The 16,224-nt window shown below is 56.2% G+C and carries 19 protein-coding genes and 1 tRNA gene; 8 read left to right on the plus strand and 12 right to left on the minus strand.

Annotation, left to right across the window (positions count from 1 at the left end; translation table 11 throughout):
• Positions 1–176: 176 nt before the first annotated feature.
• Together BFV97_RS00545 and BFV97_RS00550 are read left to right on the plus strand one after the other, a co-directional pair.
• Positions 177–944, plus strand: a complete 768-nt coding sequence (locus BFV97_RS00545) for a hypothetical protein (RefSeq protein WP_069298373.1) — start codon at positions 177–179, stop codon at positions 942–944.
• Positions 944–2,005 carry an endonuclease/exonuclease/phosphatase family protein gene (locus tag BFV97_RS00550; protein ID WP_216635935.1) on the plus strand — a complete coding sequence of 354 codons (1,062 nt, stop codon included), beginning with the start codon at positions 944–946 and terminating at the stop codon, positions 2,003–2,005. Before BFV97_RS00545 ends, BFV97_RS00550 begins: the two co-directional genes overlap by 1 nt.
• A gap of 10 nt (positions 2,006–2,015) precedes the next feature.
• On the opposite strand, the gene BFV97_RS00555 is transcribed toward BFV97_RS00550, so the two are convergent.
• Complete coding sequence (locus BFV97_RS00555) at positions 2,016–2,900, minus strand: NAD-dependent epimerase/dehydratase family protein (RefSeq protein ID WP_069298374.1); 885 nt, start codon at positions 2,898–2,900, stop codon at positions 2,016–2,018.
• Positions 2,901–3,008: 108 nt separating this feature from the next.
• Here BFV97_RS00555 and BFV97_RS00560 point away from each other — a divergent pair, with 108 nt between their 5' ends.
• The 3 genes from BFV97_RS00560 to BFV97_RS00570 all read left to right on the plus strand — a co-directional run bounded on the left by BFV97_RS00560 (position 3,009) and on the right by BFV97_RS00570 (position 6,186).
• Positions 3,009–3,887 carry a LysR family transcriptional regulator gene (locus tag BFV97_RS00560; protein WP_069298375.1) on the plus strand — a complete coding sequence of 293 codons (879 nt, stop codon included), beginning with the start codon at positions 3,009–3,011 and terminating at the stop codon, positions 3,885–3,887.
• A 114-nt stretch (positions 3,888–4,001) separates the two neighbouring features.
• Positions 4,002–5,108 (plus strand): 3-isopropylmalate dehydrogenase, encoded by a 1,107-nt coding sequence (gene leuB / locus BFV97_RS00565; RefSeq protein ID WP_069298376.1) that lies wholly within the window; start codon positions 4,002–4,004, stop codon positions 5,106–5,108.
• 142 nt (positions 5,109–5,250) lie between these two features.
• Positions 5,251–6,186, plus strand: a complete 936-nt coding sequence (locus BFV97_RS00570; RefSeq protein WP_069298377.1) for a DMT family transporter — start codon at positions 5,251–5,253, stop codon at positions 6,184–6,186.
• A 4-nt stretch (positions 6,187–6,190) separates the two neighbouring features.
• On the opposite strand, the gene BFV97_RS00575 is transcribed toward BFV97_RS00570, so the two are convergent.
• The 6 genes from BFV97_RS00575 to BFV97_RS18860 are packed head-to-tail and all read right to left on the minus strand — an operon-like array spanning position 6,191 to position 10,420.
• Positions 6,191–6,646, minus strand: a complete 456-nt coding sequence (locus tag BFV97_RS00575; RefSeq protein ID WP_069298378.1) for an arsenate-mycothiol transferase ArsC — start codon at positions 6,644–6,646, stop codon at positions 6,191–6,193.
• Between the two features lie 6 nt (positions 6,647–6,652).
• Entirely contained in the window at positions 6,653–7,141 is a 489-nt protein-coding gene (locus tag BFV97_RS00580) for a UPF0262 family protein (RefSeq protein ID WP_069298379.1), read from the minus strand.
• Positions 7,134–8,447, minus strand: coding sequence for a histidinol dehydrogenase (gene hisD, locus BFV97_RS00585; protein WP_069298380.1), 1,314 nt, complete (start codon positions 8,445–8,447; stop codon positions 7,134–7,136). Before hisD ends, BFV97_RS00580 begins: the two co-directional genes overlap by 8 nt.
• A 45-nt stretch (positions 8,448–8,492) precedes the next feature.
• A complete protein-coding gene (locus BFV97_RS00590; protein WP_069298381.1) occupies positions 8,493–8,972 on the minus strand; it encodes a DUF2948 family protein in 480 nt (159 codons plus the stop codon).
• Positions 8,972–10,237, minus strand: coding sequence for a UDP-N-acetylglucosamine 1-carboxyvinyltransferase (gene murA, locus BFV97_RS00595; protein ID WP_069298382.1), 1,266 nt, complete (start codon positions 10,235–10,237; stop codon positions 8,972–8,974). The genes BFV97_RS00590 and murA overlap by 1 nt, the downstream gene beginning before the upstream one ends.
• Before the next feature lie 18 nt (positions 10,238–10,255).
• Positions 10,256–10,420, minus strand: a complete 165-nt coding sequence (locus tag BFV97_RS18860) for a hypothetical protein (protein ID WP_172827890.1) — start codon at positions 10,418–10,420, stop codon at positions 10,256–10,258.
• A gap of 88 nt (positions 10,421–10,508) precedes the next feature.
• Between BFV97_RS18860 and BFV97_RS00600 the strand changes: the two genes are divergently transcribed.
• From BFV97_RS00600 to BFV97_RS00610, 3 genes are all read left to right on the plus strand, one after another.
• A tRNA-Thr gene (locus BFV97_RS00600) sits at positions 10,509–10,583 on the plus strand.
• A gap of 463 nt (positions 10,584–11,046) precedes the next feature.
• Positions 11,047–11,556, plus strand: coding sequence for a hypothetical protein (locus BFV97_RS00605; protein ID WP_069298383.1), 510 nt, complete (start codon positions 11,047–11,049; stop codon positions 11,554–11,556).
• 10 nt (positions 11,557–11,566) lie between these two features.
• Positions 11,567–12,313 (plus strand): hypothetical protein, encoded by a 747-nt coding sequence (locus tag BFV97_RS00610; protein WP_069298384.1) that lies wholly within the window; start codon positions 11,567–11,569, stop codon positions 12,311–12,313.
• A 283-nt stretch (positions 12,314–12,596) separates the two neighbouring features.
• Here BFV97_RS00610 and BFV97_RS00615 read toward each other — a convergent pair whose 3' ends face one another.
• From BFV97_RS00615 to BFV97_RS00635, 5 genes are all read right to left on the minus strand, one after another.
• Positions 12,597–13,088 carry a hypothetical protein gene (locus BFV97_RS00615; protein WP_069298385.1) on the minus strand — a complete coding sequence of 164 codons (492 nt, stop codon included), beginning with the start codon at positions 13,086–13,088 and terminating at the stop codon, positions 12,597–12,599.
• Between the two features lie 260 nt (positions 13,089–13,348).
• A complete protein-coding gene (locus tag BFV97_RS00620) occupies positions 13,349–13,633 on the minus strand; it encodes a hypothetical protein (RefSeq protein ID WP_069298386.1) in 285 nt (94 codons plus the stop codon).
• Between the two features lie 111 nt (positions 13,634–13,744).
• Positions 13,745–13,915: a helix-turn-helix transcriptional regulator gene (locus tag BFV97_RS00625; RefSeq protein ID WP_069298387.1), complete on the minus strand. Its 171-nt coding sequence runs from the start codon at positions 13,913–13,915 to the stop codon at positions 13,745–13,747.
• A 57-nt stretch (positions 13,916–13,972) separates the two neighbouring features.
• Positions 13,973–14,875 (minus strand): hypothetical protein, encoded by a 903-nt coding sequence (locus BFV97_RS00630; protein WP_157888245.1) that lies wholly within the window; start codon positions 14,873–14,875, stop codon positions 13,973–13,975.
• Between the two features lies 1 nt (position 14,876).
• Complete coding sequence (locus BFV97_RS00635; RefSeq protein WP_083225435.1) at positions 14,877–16,067, minus strand: tyrosine-type recombinase/integrase; 1,191 nt, start codon at positions 16,065–16,067, stop codon at positions 14,877–14,879.
• Between the last annotated feature and the right edge of the window lie 157 nt (positions 16,068–16,224).

Raw genomic sequence — 16,224 nt, forward strand, 5'->3', positions numbered from 1 at the left:
ACTGTTTCTCAACAATTTTATGCTCTGGCGCTTGATCACCTTTTTGATTTGGGCTTCATTAAGGCATAAATAAGGCTTCGGCCTATACAAAAGTCCGGCACGAACTGGACGAGAGGATGAGAGCAGTGTTGACGAGGCTTGCAGGCGCATCTGTGAGGGCCGCATTGGTTGCCGCAATGATTGTATTGCCGGTAATTGTGCTACCCGAACTGTCACCGAACTCCGCGGATCTGGCGATTCTGGCGGCGGCAATCGCCGCAGCTTTCGTGATCTTCGAGTACGGGTTCACCACCCCGAGTTTAATCGAATTCCGCTTCGCGGCACCTTATAACAGGTTCCGCTTTGCGATACTGGCGTTGCTGCTGACGGGCATCGCCTTTTCCTTCAGCGAGCCGGTCAGCTCTACCGGCACATCGCTGGCGGTTTCCGGATTTGCCACGAAAAGCGCGCAGCTCTGGAACTTTGCCGGCAGCCCGCTGACCTTTTTCGAAGCGCTGACAGCAAACATGGGCGCGACAAGCCAGCGGCTTGTGACCAATGCCGCCGCACTCGCGCTCAGCCTGACGGCGATTACGCTGCTGGTCTCCAGCGTTGTCATCTGGAACTTCTCATGGCCGCTTCACGCCGAGAATTTCAATCTTTGGATCAACATGCCGAATTTCGACGTGGCAATGGACGGCGAAACCCAAGGCACCCTGCGCCAGTCCGGTCTGGTTAGCCTGATTTTCGGTCTGACCCTGCCCTATCTGATCCCGCAGGCCGCCTTCGCCTTTGTCGGACCGCTGCAACCGATCAACAGCGGCAACAGCCTGCTGCTGCTCTGGATGATCGTGATCTGGTGCTTTGTGCCGGCTGTCTCTATCCTGCGGGCTGTGGCGCTTTATAAAGTTGCCAACCTGCTGGCCGCACAAAGTATCGACCTGTCCGAACCCGAAGACTCCTGATGCGGATGCTGCTGGTCGTCGCGCTCTGCCTGAGCGGACTTGCTGCCGCCGCCGACACGATCCGCATCGCAAGCTTCAACGCTGCCCTTAGCCGTAAGGGGCCGGGCTTGCTGCTGCGGGATATTGAACAGGGTAAGGATGCGCAGATTAATGCGGTGGTGGCCATACTGCAGACCGTGCGCCCTGACATCCTGCTGATAAACGAGCTGGATCACGACTATGAGAACCTCGCGCTAACGGCCTTTCTGCGCAGGCTGAACCAAGACACCGAAGGCCGAAGCGCGCTCGACTATCCCTATTTCTACGCCCCGCCGCAGAATACCGGCGTGCCAAGCGGTCGGAATCTGGATGGCGACGGGCGATTGGGCGGGCCGGCAGACAATTACGGCTTCGGCTATTTTCGTGGCCAATATGCAATGGCGCTGGTCTCCCGCTTTCCACTGGACACGGATGCAGCCCGCGATTTTTCCGACGTGCTGTGGAAACAGGTTCCGGATGCAAAAATGCCCAAGGCCGCAGATGGCACTACTTTCCCAAGCTATGAAGCGCTGCACGCGATGCGCCTGTCGTCCAAGTCCCATTGGGACGTTCCCGTGATGCTGCCCGATGGCCGGCGGTTACATCTTCTGGCGTCCCATCCGACACCCCCGGTTTTCGACGGGCCGGAAGACATGAACGGCAAACGCAACCGCGCTGAAATCTTGTTTTGGGACAGTTACATCCGCGAAGCCCTGCTGCCAGCCAATGCGGATTTCATCCTGCTGGGCGATCTTAACGCGGACCCTGCGGATGGGGAAGGCAGCCACGATGCGATCAACACGCTGCTGACTGCAAACTATCTCCAAGACCCTGAACCCCGATCAAACGGCGGTGCGCTGGCGGCGCGAACACAGGGGGGGGGCCAACGAGCGTCACCTGACAGACCCTGCCACAGACACCGCAGACTGGCGCGATGCACCGGGGCCGGGCAACCTGCGGGTGGATTACGTGCTACCCTCTGCCTCGCTAAAGGTTTTGGGCGCTGGCGTGTTCTGGCCAACGCCCAAGGAGGCCGGGTTTGAGTGGATCGGTTCAGACGGTCGCGTCAGCTCTGACCACCGGCTTGTCTGGGTCGATATTGACTGACGCTGCACGGTGCAGCGCCTCACCTGCGGGGGTCGACACGAAATCCGGCATTATCTTTTGGAAAGCCCCGCCATCGATTCTGTGCGGTTTATTCCAGATATAACGCATCTCCAGAATACGACGGGCAAGCGGCCAGAACGGTGCAAGCGCATAGATTTGCAGCCAGTTAAACCGGCCCGTCTTAACCCCGAGTATCTGTGCAATCTCCTGCCCGCTCAGCGTATAGCCTTCAAAATTGAGCGAGGTAAACTCCGGCAGCTCCTCACGTTTTTCGGCCAGATCTACAAACGCACGACAAAAGTCGGGCAGATAGGCCCAAGCGCGGGGAATCTCCAACGGCCCCGGATACGCAATGCGCCCTTTGGCAACGGGTTTGCTGATGATCATGTCGAACCAGTTGCCACTGGCCCGCGTGTCCAGAAAATCACCTGCCCGCAGGATAATCGTCGGAGCGCCACTTTCTTCAAACGCTTGCTCCATTTCGATCCGCAAGCGCCCCATTGGGTTCTTAGCCTGATGAGGGGTATCGCTGCTAAACACCTCCGGCGCATCCACACCGTAGACGTACACATTGCCAGCCAGAAGCACCGTCGCGCCGGAATTACGGGCAGCCGCGATCACCTTACGGGTTTGTTTCGGCATATCTTTTGCCCAACGGTGATAGGGCGGATTCCAGCCGTGAACGATGATATCAACGCCACTGGCGGCCTCTGCCAGATTGTCCCGTTTGCGATCAAAGCGGCGTATCCGCCAGCCTTTACGCTCAAATGCGACGGCCATGCCGCGACCAAACCGGCCCGAAGCGCCGAGGATTAATACAGTTTTAGACATTCCCAGTCCTCTCAAAATGATTGCCACTACCGGAAAGCTATCTATGATACTGGTGAATGATAATTCCCTGAAATAGCATAATGACTATTCAATAATGAATGGGAGAACATGCAGAGTTTTGACTGGACCTTGATTCAAAGTTTCCTCGCCGTGGCAGAACACGGCTCTTACTCTGCCGCGGCCAGAGAGAGCGGGCGCAGTCAGCCGACCATTGGCCGCCATATTGACCAGTTGCAGACCCAGTTGGGGGCGACCCTGTTCCAGCGGGCGGCGAAAGGCTTTGATCTGACCCCCACGGGCAGCGCGCTGCTGGACCACGCGCGAACCATGCAACAGGCGGCGGCGGAAATGTCGCTGATCACCGAAGGGCGCACGGCCGAGGTGCGGGGCACGGTGCGGATCACCGCCTCGGAGATTGTCGCCACCTATATCCTGCCGGAAATCCTTGCGGAACTTCTTGCGCAGGAACCGGAACTGCAAGTCGAACTGGTGGCCACCAACAGCACCGAAAACCTGCTGCTGCGCGAGGCCGACATCGCGCTGCGGATGGTGCAACCGGCGCAGCAGGATCTGATCGCGCGCAAGATCGGGGACATCCCCATCGGCCTTTACGCTGCCCCGTCCTATCTGGCCCGCAAAGGCACGCCGCAGCGGTTTGATGACATCGCGGGGCATATCCTGCTGGGCTATGACCGGTCCGACTTAATGATCCGCGGCATGGCTGCCCTTGGCATCCCGATGCAGCGCGAGGATTTTGCCTTTCGGGTGGATGATCAGGTCACATATATGGAGGCGCTGCGGGCTGGTGTCGGGCTGGGCGCCTGCCAGAAACGACAGGCGGCGCGGTATGGCCTTGTCCCGTTGCTGCCCAAACTGCACATTCCGCCGCTTCCTGTCTGGCTGACCGCCCATGCCGCCCTGCGCACATCCGCAAAGGTGCGGCGGGTGTTCGATTTTCTGGCAGCGCAGTTGCCCGACCGCCTCTGAGCGCTGCGGCACGGCTTATACACGCCCCGATCCGGCTTTCCCGAGCCGTCCGGCTTGACCCTACGCCCCCTGCGCCCTAGGAAAATGCAAGATTTACAAAAAGGACATGGGACCATGAACACTCCATCACTGTTGATCCTGCCGGGCGACGGCATCGGGCAGGAAGTTATGACCGAAGTACAGCGCATTATCGCGTGGTTCGGTGACAAGCGCGATGTGAAATTCGACGTGAGCGAGGATCTCGTGGGCGGGGCGGCCTATGATGCGCATGGCACCCCGCTGACCGATGCGACAATGGCCAAAGCACAGGAAGTGGACGCGGTTCTGCTGGGCGCTGTCGGTGGTCCGAAATATGACGATCTTGATTTCTCCGTCAAACCTGAGCGCGGCCTGCTGCGTCTGCGCAAGGAAATGGACCTGTTTGCCAACCTGCGTCCGGCACAGTGTTTTGACGCGCTGGCCGATTTTTCCTCACTCAAGCGGGACATCGTTTCCGGCCTCGACATTATGATCGTGCGCGAGCTGACCTCCGGTTCCTATTTTGGAGAGCCCCGTGGCATTTTTGAAGAAAACGGCCAGCGCGTCGGGATCAATACCCAGCGCTACACCGAGGCGGAAATTGACCGTGTGGCCCGCAGCGCATTTGAGCTGGCCCGCAAGCGGAACAACAAAGTCTGTTCCATGGAAAAAGCCAACGTTATGGAAAGCGGCATTCTGTGGCGCGAAGTCGTGACCGCCGTCCATCAAGCCGATTATGCCGATGTGGAACTGACCCATATGTACGCGGACAACGGCGCGATGCAACTGGTCCGCGCACCTAAGCAGTTCGATGTAATCGTCACCGACAACCTGTTCGGGGACATCCTGTCGGATTGTGCTGCGATGCTGACAGGCTCCCTTGGGATGCTGCCTTCTGCATCCCTTGGTGCACCAATGGAAAACGGTCGTCCCAAAGCCATGTACGAACCGGTCCACGGTTCCGCCCCTGACATCATGGGCCAGAGCAAGGCAAACCCTTGCGCCTGTATCCTGTCGCTGGCTATGGCGCTGCGCTATTCCTTTGATCTGGGCGAAGAAGCGACCCGTCTGGAAAAAGCCGTTGAAACCGTGCTCGCCAAAGGCATCCGCACCGGCGATCTGATGCAGGCAGACGGCGGCACGCCGGTTAGCACCTCGGAAATGACAGACGCCATCATCGCTGAGCTGCAAGCCAGCATCTGAGCGGCGCAAACCCAATAAATCCCGCAAGGCGGCGGTCATCTGCCGCCTTGTGCAAACTGCCGGCCCTGTTTCGATTTGCTAAAGCGGCGGGAATGGTCAAAGATGCCCGCAACATCAAGACCCTGACCAAAGCAGTCTATCAATGGCCCTGCGCAGTATCCTCTTTGCCCTTCTGGCATTTGCATTTTTTGCCACCCACGACCTGATCGTAAAGTTCCTTGGCGGCAGTTATTCCCCTGTGCAGCTGATCTTCTTCTCTTCGCTGATGTCCTTTCCGCTGGCCACGGCTATGCTGATGCGCGACCCGACCGAGGGCAACCTGCGTCCGGTTAATCCGTGGTGGGTGGCGGCGCGCACGCTGGCCTCTGTTTTTGCCGCGCTGTGCGTGTTCTACGCCTTTTCCAACCTCCCCCTGTCACAAGTCTATGCGCTGCTGTTCTCCATGCCTCTGCTGATCACGGTGTTGTCCGTACCGATCCTTGGCGAGAAGGTGGGTCTGCATCGCTGGGGCGCGGTCGTTTTCGGGCTTGCCGGGGTTCTGATCGTGCTGCGACCGGGGAGTGCGGAACTGGAACTCGGGCATCTGGCGGGTATTCTGGCTGCGGTGTTCTCGTCCTTTGCCTCGGTGGTTGTGCGCCGGATCGGGCGACAGGAACGCACCGTTGTTTTGATGCTCTATCCGCTGGCTACCAATTTTCTGGTGATGGGCGCGGCGCTCGGCTTTGTGTATAAACCGATGCCGATCCTTGATCTGGGACTGGTCGGGCTGATCGCGATCTGTGCGTTTGTGGCGGGGCTGTTCCTGATTGCCGCCTACCGCGCAGGAGAGGCCGCAGTGGTCGCGCCGATGCAATATTCCCAGATCATCTGGGCCACAATCTTCGGCTATACGCTGTTTAACGAAACGCTCGACACGCCGACCCTGATCGGCACCGCCCTGATTATCCTGAGCGGGATTTACATCGTCTGGCGGGAAAGCCGCGGGCGGTCCACCAACACTCCGGTACTGCGCACACGCCAGCGCAACCAGAGTCCGGGCGCCATGAATATCTCGCCGTTTTTGCGCAACAAACGCTAATTGCTTACGCGGTGTCTGTCGGGAATCTTTTGCGGATACGCTCCGCGAGCTGGTCCCGCACTGCGCGGTAGCGGTCCAGCTTTGCCTCGCGGCTGTCGCCAAAACCGCTCGGGTCCATTGTCTGCCAGTATTCTACCTCAAGCGCGTAATACCGCGTATATTCAAGCGCACGCCGCTGCGCCGCGGGGGAGAGCGCCACGATCAGATCATAACTGTCCAGATCGTCCCCCCATTCCATCAGATCATCAAAGGATCGGGTCCGGTGGCGGGACAGCTCTACCCCCAACTCGCGGCAAACCGTGATTGCAAACCCGTCGATTTCCATATCGCCCTTCACGCCTGCGGATTGTACAAAAATGGATGTCCCGACCGCCTGTTTCAGCAACCCTTCGGCCATCGGGGACCGGATAGAGTTGTGGTCACAGCAAAACAGCACAGAAGAGGGACGGGTCAGTTCCATTTCCGATTAGCCGCGCATATGCAGGACGCAGATCAGGGTAAACAACCGCCGTGCTGTTGGCATATCGGTGCGGATTTTACCCTCCAGCCGTTCCAGCAACTGGCGCGACCCTTCATCGTGAATACCCCGCCGCCCCATGTCGATGGCCTCTATCTGGGCAGGGGGCAGTTTCTTCACCGCATCAAAATAGCTCTCGCAAATCTGGAAGTAGTCCTTGATCACCTGCTTCAAGGGTGAAACCGACAGATGAAATTCCGAGGCAGGAGACCCGTCTTCGGTCCGCACATCGCACACAACGCGGCGGTCCTTGATCGACAGGAACAATTGGTACGGTCCCGCAGGAACCTCTTTGCCGTTGCGCGATACCAGACCAAAGACATTTTCTTCCATCAGATCGAACAGCGCGACCTTTCGTTCCCGTTCCACCTCGGGGGTGGGGGCTGGTAGGCCGCTGTCATCCAGTTCTATATGGATCAGCTTTGAGAGATCATCCATTGTCGTCCTCGTTCAATTGATCCAGCCGCGCCCGAACGGACAGACCGTGGGCTTGCAGGCTTTCCGATGTGGCCAGTGTCTCGGCCGCTGGTCCAATGGCCCGCAAAGCTGCCGGAGTCATCTGCGCCAATGTGGTCCGCTTCATGAAATCCAGAACGGACAACCCGCTGGAAAACCGTGCAGAGCGGGAAGTTGGCAACACATGGTTCGGCCCGCCCACGTAATCACCGATTGCTTCGGGCGTCCATGCCCCGATGAAAATCGCCCCTGCGTGGCGGATTTTGCGGCTGTAATTGGCGGCATCCACAACACAAAGTTCCAGATGCTCCGGTGCGATCCGGTCTGACAGTTTAGCCGCCTGATCCAGATCAGAAGTCACGATAACCGCGCCGTAGTCAGCCCAGCTCTTCGCGGCGATCTCGCGGCGTTCCAGCGTTTTGAGCGCCTTCTCCACCGAAGCTGTAACAGCCCGCGCGAAATCCGCATCGTCGGTGATCAGGATCGACTGGGCGCTTTCATCGTGTTCCGCCTGTGACAGCAGGTCCATCGCGATCCAGTCGGGGTTGTTGTCCTTATCGGCAATCACCAGAATCTCGGATGGGCCAGCGATCATGTCGATGCCCACCGCCCCGAACACCCGTCGCTTGGCCGCCGCGACAAAGGCATTTCCCGGTCCGGTGATCTTGTCCACCTTAGCAATCGTCTGCGTACCATAAGCCATCGCGCCAACGGCCTGTGCCCCGCCGATCCGGTAGACCGTTTCCACGCCAGCCAAACGCGCCGCCAGCAGCACCAGCGGATTGACCGCGCCTTTGGGGGTTGGCGCACAAATCACCAGATTTTCCACACCGGCCACAGAAGCCGGTATCGCATTCATCAGCACGCTGGACGGATAGGACGCCAGACCACCCGGCACATAAAGTCCCGCTGCCTCTACCGCGCTCCAGCGCCAGCCGAGCTGTGCACCGCTATCGTCCTGCCACCACGCGTCCTCGGGCAGTTGCTTTTCGTGATAGGCCCGTATCCGTTCTGCGGCCAGTTCCAGCGCCACGCGTTCTGCCGCGGGCACGGTTTCAATCGCCGCATCAATTTCCGCCTTGGAAAACGCCAGAGTTTCCGGCGTCAAATCCATCCCGTCGAATTTCGCCGTCAGTTCGATCACGGCCTCATCACCGCGGGCCTGAACATCTGCCAGAATATCGGCAACAACCGCATCCACCTGCACATCCGTGTCACGTTTCAGATGCAGCAGATTGTCAAAATCAGCGTCAAAATTCGGGGAGGTCGTGTCTAGAAACAAGGGCATTGGCAAATTCTCCTGCCGCGCTCTTACCCTTACGGGCGGTCAGGCTCAAGAAGGATGGGTCGGGGTTTTGCCAGAGGGCGCCACATAGGGACGCGTCACGTCCTTGAGGGTTACGTCGACGCATTCCACATCCAGCGCAATCGCACCGTCCCCCGCCAAGGTCAGCAGGATAGTGCCCGCGCCGTCATCGGCAGGTTCAAAGGTCACGGACAACAGGGAAATCACCTGATCCTTATCGGATATATCCAGTCCCGAACTGCGCACCTTTAGCACACTATCCACCACCAGAACCGCCTGCACCCGCTCTACGCTGCGGCGTGCAACCTGCGCGGCCTCGGCGTCTTCCCAGCGGAACCGGTTCGCCAAAAGCCCGAACCGCCGCTGGCCAGCCTGCCAGTCCATTTCGGATACCGGCAGCACGGCGTCCTGCAACATGGCCGACAGCGCCACCAGATCGTCAGCGTCTTCGGCCCGCAGGCGCAGCGGTTGCTCTGCACCGTCCTCAAATTTCGCATCCTGAACCATCAGGCTTTCACCCTTTCGATCTTGGCACCCACGGCGCTGAACTTGCGCACCACTTTTTCATATCCGCGATCCAGATGGTAGACCCGGCTGACAATGGTCTCCCCCTCCGCTGCCAGACCCGCAAGGATCATCGAAACAGACGCCCGCAAATCCGTGGCCATAACCGGCGCACCTTTCAGGCGGTCAACGCCTTTTACAGTTGCGATCCCGCCATGAACGTCAATATTCGCGCCCATCCGGACCAGTTCGGGGGCATGCATGAAGCGGTTTTCAAAAATGGTTTCTTCCAGAACCGAAGTGCCCTCTGCCGTGCACAGCAAGGCCATCATCTGCGCCTGCAAGTCAGTGGGGAAACCGGGGAAAATCTCGGTCTTTACATCGACCGACTTCACCCGCGCCCCTTTGTTCCTGACCTTCAGACCCTTTTCCGTTTCCTCGATCGAAATATCCGCTTCTTCCAGCTTGTCGCAGAAAGCGCCCAGCAGATCACGCCGCCCGCCCAGCAATTCCACCTCACCGCCGGCAATTGCAGGGGCAAGCATATAGGTCCCCAGTTCGATCCGGTCGGTCACAACCGGATGGGTGGCGCCGTGCAGACGGTCCACGCCCTGAATCTCGATCCGGCTGGTGCCTTCGCCTTCAATCTGTGCCCCCATCTTGCGCAGGCACTGGGCCAGATCCACGATCTCGGGCTCTTTCGCCGCGTTCTCGATCACAGTGGTGCCTTTGGCCAGTGTCGCCGCCATCAGGATATTTTCCGTCGCCCCGACCGAGGCAAAGCGCAAGGGAATCACCGCCCCTTTCAACCCGCCATTGGTCTTGGCGTGGAGATAGCCATCTTTCAGTTCGATCTGCGCGCCCATTTTCTCTAGCGCTTCGGTGTGAATATCCATTGGACGCGCGCCAATGGCACAGCCCCCCGGCAGGGACACCACCGCATGGCCCAGACGCGCCAGCATCGGGCCGAGCACCAGATTGGAGGCCCGCATCTTGCGCACAATATCGTAGTGGGCAACGTGGTTGCTGATTTCCTTGGTGCCAAGCGCCTGAACCGTCCCGTCCTGCAATCCGGCTACTTCGGTCCCCAAAGAGGCCAGAAGCTCCGCCATCGTCTTGATGTCCGACAGACGCGGCGCATTGGTCAGCGTCAGCGGCTCCTCGCTCAGCAAGGTCGCCGGCATCAGCGTCAGACAGGCATTTTTCGCGCCTGCAATGGGAATTTCTCCGTTCACAGGCCCGTTGCCCGTTACGATAATACTGTCCATGATACGCTGCCCTCTGCGCTATTCGTTGTTATCTGGTGCCGCGTCGGCCTTGCGCGCCCGGCTCTGCTGCTTACGCCTTTGCAGGTTGTCACGCAATTGCTTGCGCAACCGCTCTGCCCGCTCTGCGGCGGCGCGTTCCTTGGGGGAAAGCTGTTCCCGGTTCTCTGCATCTGTCTTGCCCATAGCCACTCTGTACATCAGACTGACAAACCCGTCCAGTTTGGCCTTGCGTTCCCGAAAATTTCGGCTAAAACCCCGCAAATCACAGCATGCTGCTGTAGCTCAGAGGTAGAGCACTCCCTTGGTAAGGGAGAGGTCGAGAGTTCAATTCTCTCCAGCAGCACCACTAAATCAACCTAAATTGTTGTTTTTGAATGGATTTCAGAGCTGTCTGGTTTCCGCATCCACCCTTTTATCCACCCTAAGCCTTTTGTATCTCGCCCAAAAAAACACTTTTGTGCGCAGTTGTAAAATTGCCGCGAACGGCCTGCCTTCAGCAACCGAGCTGGCTGTCAGACGTCACCACAATTGCTTAGAGGCCTGTTGACGAATGTTGAATTCGCACCGCTTAAATCGGCGCTCGAAATGTCAGGTTTTATAAGGTTTTTAAAGGTTGAATGTTTTTCAAGCCCGTTGAGCTATTGAGGGGAAGGAGAGGAATTCAAATGCTCAAACTAAACCCACGCCCGTCAGCGTCTGTTCTTAAATTTATTGATGTCAGAATTGAGAGGAAAACCAGTTCTTCTCTAATTATCATATCCGCTTATTAAATTGACTCTCGATATATTTGGGGGCTGTATGGGCTCATTATGGCGAACCCGACAATTGCAGACATCGAAAATTTTTTTAGTAGCGACAAGTTTCTAGATGGGCTTCATCCAGACTGGGGAGAGGGCTATCTTGGAACACAGCAGTTCAGATGGAATATAGTTGATACACTCGGTGTAAGCCTACAGTCCCACCTAGTCGTGAGCCTAAAACCCTCTTTGGATAGGCCGACGGTTGCCCTCATCGTCCGAGGCCATCCAGTCTATCGTTTCGATGTAGTTCCTGCTACCGAGGAAAAACTTAATCCGCCGTGGGCCGCCGCATTGAATTTACCAAACTACGTTAGAGGCACTCATTCCCACCCATGGTATGCCAACAAAGACCACATCGCACAAAAATGGGACAAGACCTTGCCATGTCGAGAACCCGTTGAACAAAAACTCACAGAATTAGAACATGTAATCGCGTATGTCGCACACGAGTTGAATATAACAATGAACAGCGAGCAAAGGGTTGTCTATCTACCCGAGCAGGGTAGGTTCTTCAACTAAGGAGGCGCAAATGGATTGCTTAATATTACGAAAATTGACCAGTCGTCTTGATAGCTGCACTGAAGGTCCGGAAGGAAATGTATTCAAAACACACTGTTTATACCCCTCATTTGCCCCTGTATTCGTGACTATCTCGGCTTGGGGGGACGGCTTTCGTGTTTCAGATAGCGGTGGCGCAACTGAAAGTGTTATTCGTCAAGGTCTTAGCCCCCAATCCCTGACCAGCGCCCTGAACACAGCCAAGAAAAAATATCATCTAACCGAAAAGAATGGCGTGCTATCACTAAAGGTAGATAGTGGGGACTGGTTAGAGAATGCTATTCTTGCTGTTTCTAATGCCTCCGCTATGGCAGCAAACTTAGCTTACGCTCATGCGGAGCAGAAAAATGCTAACGATTTAGTGCCGGAAATTGTCTTAGCATTATCTAAATTTGTAAAACCCAATAAGATCGCCACGGATTTTCTTGTGCGTGGTCATAGCGGAAAAAATCGAAAGTTTGACGTTGCAGTTATTGGGCCTCAAAACTTGTTATTCAAACCAATAAGCCCATATGCAGGCTCAGTAAATTCTGCTTATGTCGCATTTTCGGATGCTCTCCGTGAAGGAAGTCCAAACTTTTTCAACAGCACAGGCTACGGAGTTGTTCGCGAAAAGCTAAGCAGCGAGGATGCAACGCTCTTCAACGAAGTGGCAATTCTCACTCCGATTTCTGCTGTTGGCGATGTCGCGAAGCGAGAAATAAATCGCGGCGCGTGAACTTCTGGCAGGAAAGCCGTGGACCGCAATTGCTTAGAACCTTGTTAAGGTTTGTTAAGGTTTCAGAACACCCAAGAACCAAGGCGAACCTGATGGTATGTTTGCCGCAAATTCCCTGATTTGTGGGTGGGCGCATTTCGGTCTGAATGTCGGTCCCCAATCGAACCGCGCCAAGACTTTCTAAGCCCCCCACACGCGTGTATTGGTCTCGTTAACAATCCATTGCCTATGGCTAGATGTATATATGTCCTGTTTTTTGTGGCGCTTCACTCGGAAAAACCGTTCAAAGCGTCACAGATTTTGTGCCAGTACCCCGACTACTAGTTTCATCTAGCCCGCAACTGTCCTGTTTTTTGTGACACCTGTGCTGGCTTTTTGTGCGGGGCTTTTCCTTTGGCCTCCACCCCATGAACGCCTTAGGCGCTGGACGCCCGTTCGCGCTGGGCAATTCCTGCAATGACCACACCGCCGCCTTGCCATAGCCGGACGGTCCAAGGTGGGGCGCTTGTACCATTTCGATAAAGCCCCGTTCCTGCAATTCCTGAAACCACGGCCCGACAGTGTTGCGGTGGACGTTCAGCGCTAACGCCGCATCGCGGTGACTTAGGATTATCTGTCCGTTGTTCACCCCGTTAAATCGCCGTTTTAATTCGGTGTAGAGCGCCCTTGGCCCCGGCTTCAGCGTTGCCCATGCAGGGGAGGCTTGCAGCCACTCAGGAAGCTGGACGTGACGCCCAGCCCCCCTTTTGCCGCGATTGAATTGCTTGCGGCTCATCGGCGGTCCTTTCTTCTTTTCAACGCCAGATAGACGCGGGTTGCGGTGACGGGATCGGCACAGCCCCCCAGAGACAGCCAGCCCGTTTCTGGGGCGTCTGTAGCGGGTTTCATGGCCATGACATGCCAACGGCCCGCCATGCACTTCAGTCGGTATGTCCGGGGCATCCTAAACGCCTCCATAGGCCAAGCGGTCTATCAGACGGGCTTGTGTCGGGGTCAGACCATAACGGCGGCGTAGGCGGGCGATGCGATGGGCTTTCATTGCTGCACCTCCGATGCTGCCAGCGCCTTTGCAGACGGTGGCAAGCGCAGCTTGGATTTGTCTGTGTCCGCCGCCAGCGAGTAATAGGCAACACGCCCAGCGCCGCGCTCCATTTCGATAGGCCATCCGAACTCGGTTCGCAGCCGATGGACAATAGCGCCCAAGCGCCAGCCTTGGCTTTCCCGAATTTCAATTCCGGTTGAGATTTTCCGGCCTGCCAGCAGTGATTTGCAAGCCCAGAAAATTTTGGTGTGTTGAGAGTAAAAAGAAGGTTGAGCCATTATAGGCCTCCTTGTCTAAGGGGGCGCTGGGCGTGTAAGGTCATTGTATTCCGTCCTACAGGAATGGCCCCACTTGCCAGCGCGGTTATCCGCGTGAAGCGGTGGGGTTTTTTATTGGTTCTGGGATTCAATCGCCGTGTCGATGTCGGCTTCGTTCCAATACAGGCGTGAACCTATCTTGAACGGCTTGGGCAAACGGCCCGTTTCAACATCGCGGTAAATTGTGGTGCGACCACGGCCACCGAGTTTAGCTTGTAAGTCGCGGAAGGAAAGATAGCGCATTGGTGTTCCTTTGATTGCTGCTAAGCTCCAAAGTAACCAATCGTATCGTCACGCCAATTACATAATAACCGTCTTTTTTCTGCCATTCAGTGAACTGCTTGTGCATTCGCTACACTGCGTTACAGGCTTTTCCAATACGTACTTCTCGATTAGTCCGCCGCACTTTTCACAAGGTATAACTTCACAATCGCGCTTTGATGCCAGTAGGCCATCACGAAATTCAATCAATTCTTGCCCCGACATATAAGCGGACATTTCAAGCTCATCCAACTCGATCTGCAGTCCAAACGCCTCTAGTGTTTCTGGGTCAATCTCTGAAAATACATCAGCGGCCCAATGGATATTAGATTCCGGGGTCCGGAATTTTTTAATGAATGCCTTGTGAGAACTTCGAATGGTTCGCGCCTCCGCTTGGGCGAAAGTGCCTCTCAGCACTAGTGATGCAATTTCATACGCTGCGGATTTGGTAGGCTCGAGCCTCTTTAAGGGCGTACCGTCTCCCATCGAAACTAATTTCTCCCGAATACCCGATGGCAGCGATCCCATGTCACTTTGTACCTCTCTACCTACCAATTCGGAAATTTCCCGCGCCCAAGCAATTCCCTCCGCGACCTCCAAGACACGTTCCACCAATCTGAAGTGCAGTTCCTGCTTGAATGCTTTAGCGGAAAGCCCCAAGGGCGATTTGCTACGTCCCCTAGACCCTTTAAGTCCGCCAGTGAGGCCATCCACTATAAAATCTTTCAATGCAGTAGATAACCATAATGGTAGGGGTAAAGCCCCCCTTTCGCAATGCAATATCGCTTCGTGTAGGGCAAACATATCGCCATTCTGGAAACGAACTTCGCACCTTCCCAATAGCGATTTTTCATCTCTATAATTGGCTTGCCTCAGCACTTCGACGCGCTCCAATATTTGGGACAGGTTCTCTCTGTGGGTTGGTGTAAGTTTCTTTTTCAATTCACACGCTCAATTTGATAATTTGACAGTTTTTATTTGAAATTAGTGTTCCCCACCGCTCCATAAGCGCCCTCCTCTGCTCCAAAAAATCCGTCCGCTTATACGCCCTTTCCACAACGCCGCCCGACACATGCCCCAGACAGGTTTCTGCCACGTCACGGGGCGTATTTGTCGCTTCTGCGGTCCAATCCCTGAAACTGGACCGGAACCCGTGGGGGCGCTCCACCATGCCGCGCCGTTCCATGAAGCGGCTCATGGTTGCATCTGAAATGACGCCTTTGCGGATACTTGGGAAAAGGTAGCCGTCCCGCGCGAATGGTTTGGCTTGCTCGATCACGGCCAGCGCCTCTTGGGATAGCGGAACCCTGAACGCGCTTGTTGCGTCCTTGCGGCCCTTCACGGCTTCACTGGGGATAGTCCAAATATCGCCCTCAATTTCGTCCAAGCGGATAAAGCGCAATGGCTTGGACCGGACAGCCGTTAAAATCAAAAGGCGCATCGCCAGTTCCGTTATGCTGCCCCCGTTCAGGCTTTGATAGAAGTCAGGCATTTGCTGCCACGGGATTGCGGGAATGTGCTGCGTCTTGTGCCGTTGCTTGCCCAGCAGCGCCTTAGCCTTTTCAGTCGCTTGCAAATCAACTTCCAAGCCCAGCGCCGCCGCATGGCGCAGACAGATGTTCAGACGGTTAAGCGCCTTCTTTGCAGTATGTGCCTTGTCATGCCAGATCGGGGCCAGCGTGTCGCGAATATCCTTCTGGTCAATATCCGAGACCGGAACCGCGCCCAGCTTGGGCAGGACGTGAATTTCAAGAGGGGAGAACCAGCGCCCGTTCACGCCATCGCCCTTCAATTCGGCTTTGCGGCTTTCAAAGGCATCCAAGGCAATATCGCGCAGCAGATGAATGTTCCGCGCCGCATCCCGTTTCTGCTTTTCCCGTTCCTTGATCGGGTCCAAGCCCAGCGCTACCAATGCGCGTTTATCCCGCGCCATTTGCCGCGCATCCCTTAGGGTAATATTGGGGTAGCCACCAAGCCCCATTTCACGCCGCCGCCCGTGGACGTTTATGCGCAAGACCCACTGTGCCCCGCCATTGGGCCGCTTGTGAAACCAAAGCCCGTTCCCGTCCGCGTACTTCCCCGCAGAAATGGATTTCAAACTCTGTGCTGAAAGTCGGTCAATCTGACGTGCCAAAACGTATCCACCTTTTTATCCACCCTCAACATATAGTATGCCATGGGTTGCCATGGAATAGGGTGGAATGGTTTTAGCGTGTAAAATAGGGGTATTTAGACTTTTGGACTATACCACGGAACACCAAGATATAGTAATTCCTTTCTCTCCAGCAGCA

Origin of the sequence: Neptunicoccus sediminis, from assembly GCF_001719615.1 — a bacterium.
In the GTDB taxonomy this organism is placed as follows: Bacteria; Pseudomonadota; Alphaproteobacteria; order Rhodobacterales; family Rhodobacteraceae; genus Amylibacter; species Amylibacter sediminis.

Coding starts and splice junctions, on each gene's coding strand:
- BFV97_RS00545 (WP_069298373.1), top strand. CDS start 177: ATGATTGTATTGCCGGTAATTGTGCTACCCGAACTGTCACCGAACTCC.
- BFV97_RS00550 (WP_216635935.1), top strand. CDS start 944: ATGCGGATGCTGCTGGTCGTCGCGCTCTGCCTGAGCGGACTTGCTGCC.
- BFV97_RS00555 (WP_069298374.1), bottom strand. CDS start 2,900: ATGTCTAAAACTGTATTAATCCTCGGCGCTTCGGGCCGGTTTGGTCGC.
- BFV97_RS00560 (WP_069298375.1), top strand. CDS start 3,009: ATGCAGAGTTTTGACTGGACCTTGATTCAAAGTTTCCTCGCCGTGGCA.
- leuB (WP_069298376.1), top strand. CDS start 4,002: ATGAACACTCCATCACTGTTGATCCTGCCGGGCGACGGCATCGGGCAG.
- BFV97_RS00570 (WP_069298377.1), top strand. CDS start 5,251: ATGGCCCTGCGCAGTATCCTCTTTGCCCTTCTGGCATTTGCATTTTTT.
- BFV97_RS00575 (WP_069298378.1), bottom strand. CDS start 6,646: ATGGAACTGACCCGTCCCTCTTCTGTGCTGTTTTGCTGTGACCACAAC.
- BFV97_RS00580 (WP_069298379.1), bottom strand. CDS start 7,141: ATGGATGATCTCTCAAAGCTGATCCATATAGAACTGGATGACAGCGGC.
- hisD (WP_069298380.1), bottom strand. CDS start 8,447: ATGCCCTTGTTTCTAGACACGACCTCCCCGAATTTTGACGCTGATTTT.
- BFV97_RS00590 (WP_069298381.1), bottom strand. CDS start 8,972: ATGGTTCAGGATGCGAAATTTGAGGACGGTGCAGAGCAACCGCTGCGC.
- murA (WP_069298382.1), bottom strand. CDS start 10,237: ATGGACAGTATTATCGTAACGGGCAACGGGCCTGTGAACGGAGAAATT.
- BFV97_RS18860 (WP_172827890.1), bottom strand. CDS start 10,420: ATGGGCAAGACAGATGCAGAGAACCGGGAACAGCTTTCCCCCAAGGAA.
- BFV97_RS00605 (WP_069298383.1), top strand. CDS start 11,047: ATGGCGAACCCGACAATTGCAGACATCGAAAATTTTTTTAGTAGCGAC.
- BFV97_RS00610 (WP_069298384.1), top strand. CDS start 11,567: ATGGATTGCTTAATATTACGAAAATTGACCAGTCGTCTTGATAGCTGC.
- BFV97_RS00615 (WP_069298385.1), bottom strand. CDS start 13,088: ATGAGCCGCAAGCAATTCAATCGCGGCAAAAGGGGGGCTGGGCGTCAC.
- BFV97_RS00620 (WP_069298386.1), bottom strand. CDS start 13,633: ATGGCTCAACCTTCTTTTTACTCTCAACACACCAAAATTTTCTGGGCT.
- BFV97_RS00625 (WP_069298387.1), bottom strand. CDS start 13,915: ATGCGCTATCTTTCCTTCCGCGACTTACAAGCTAAACTCGGTGGCCGT.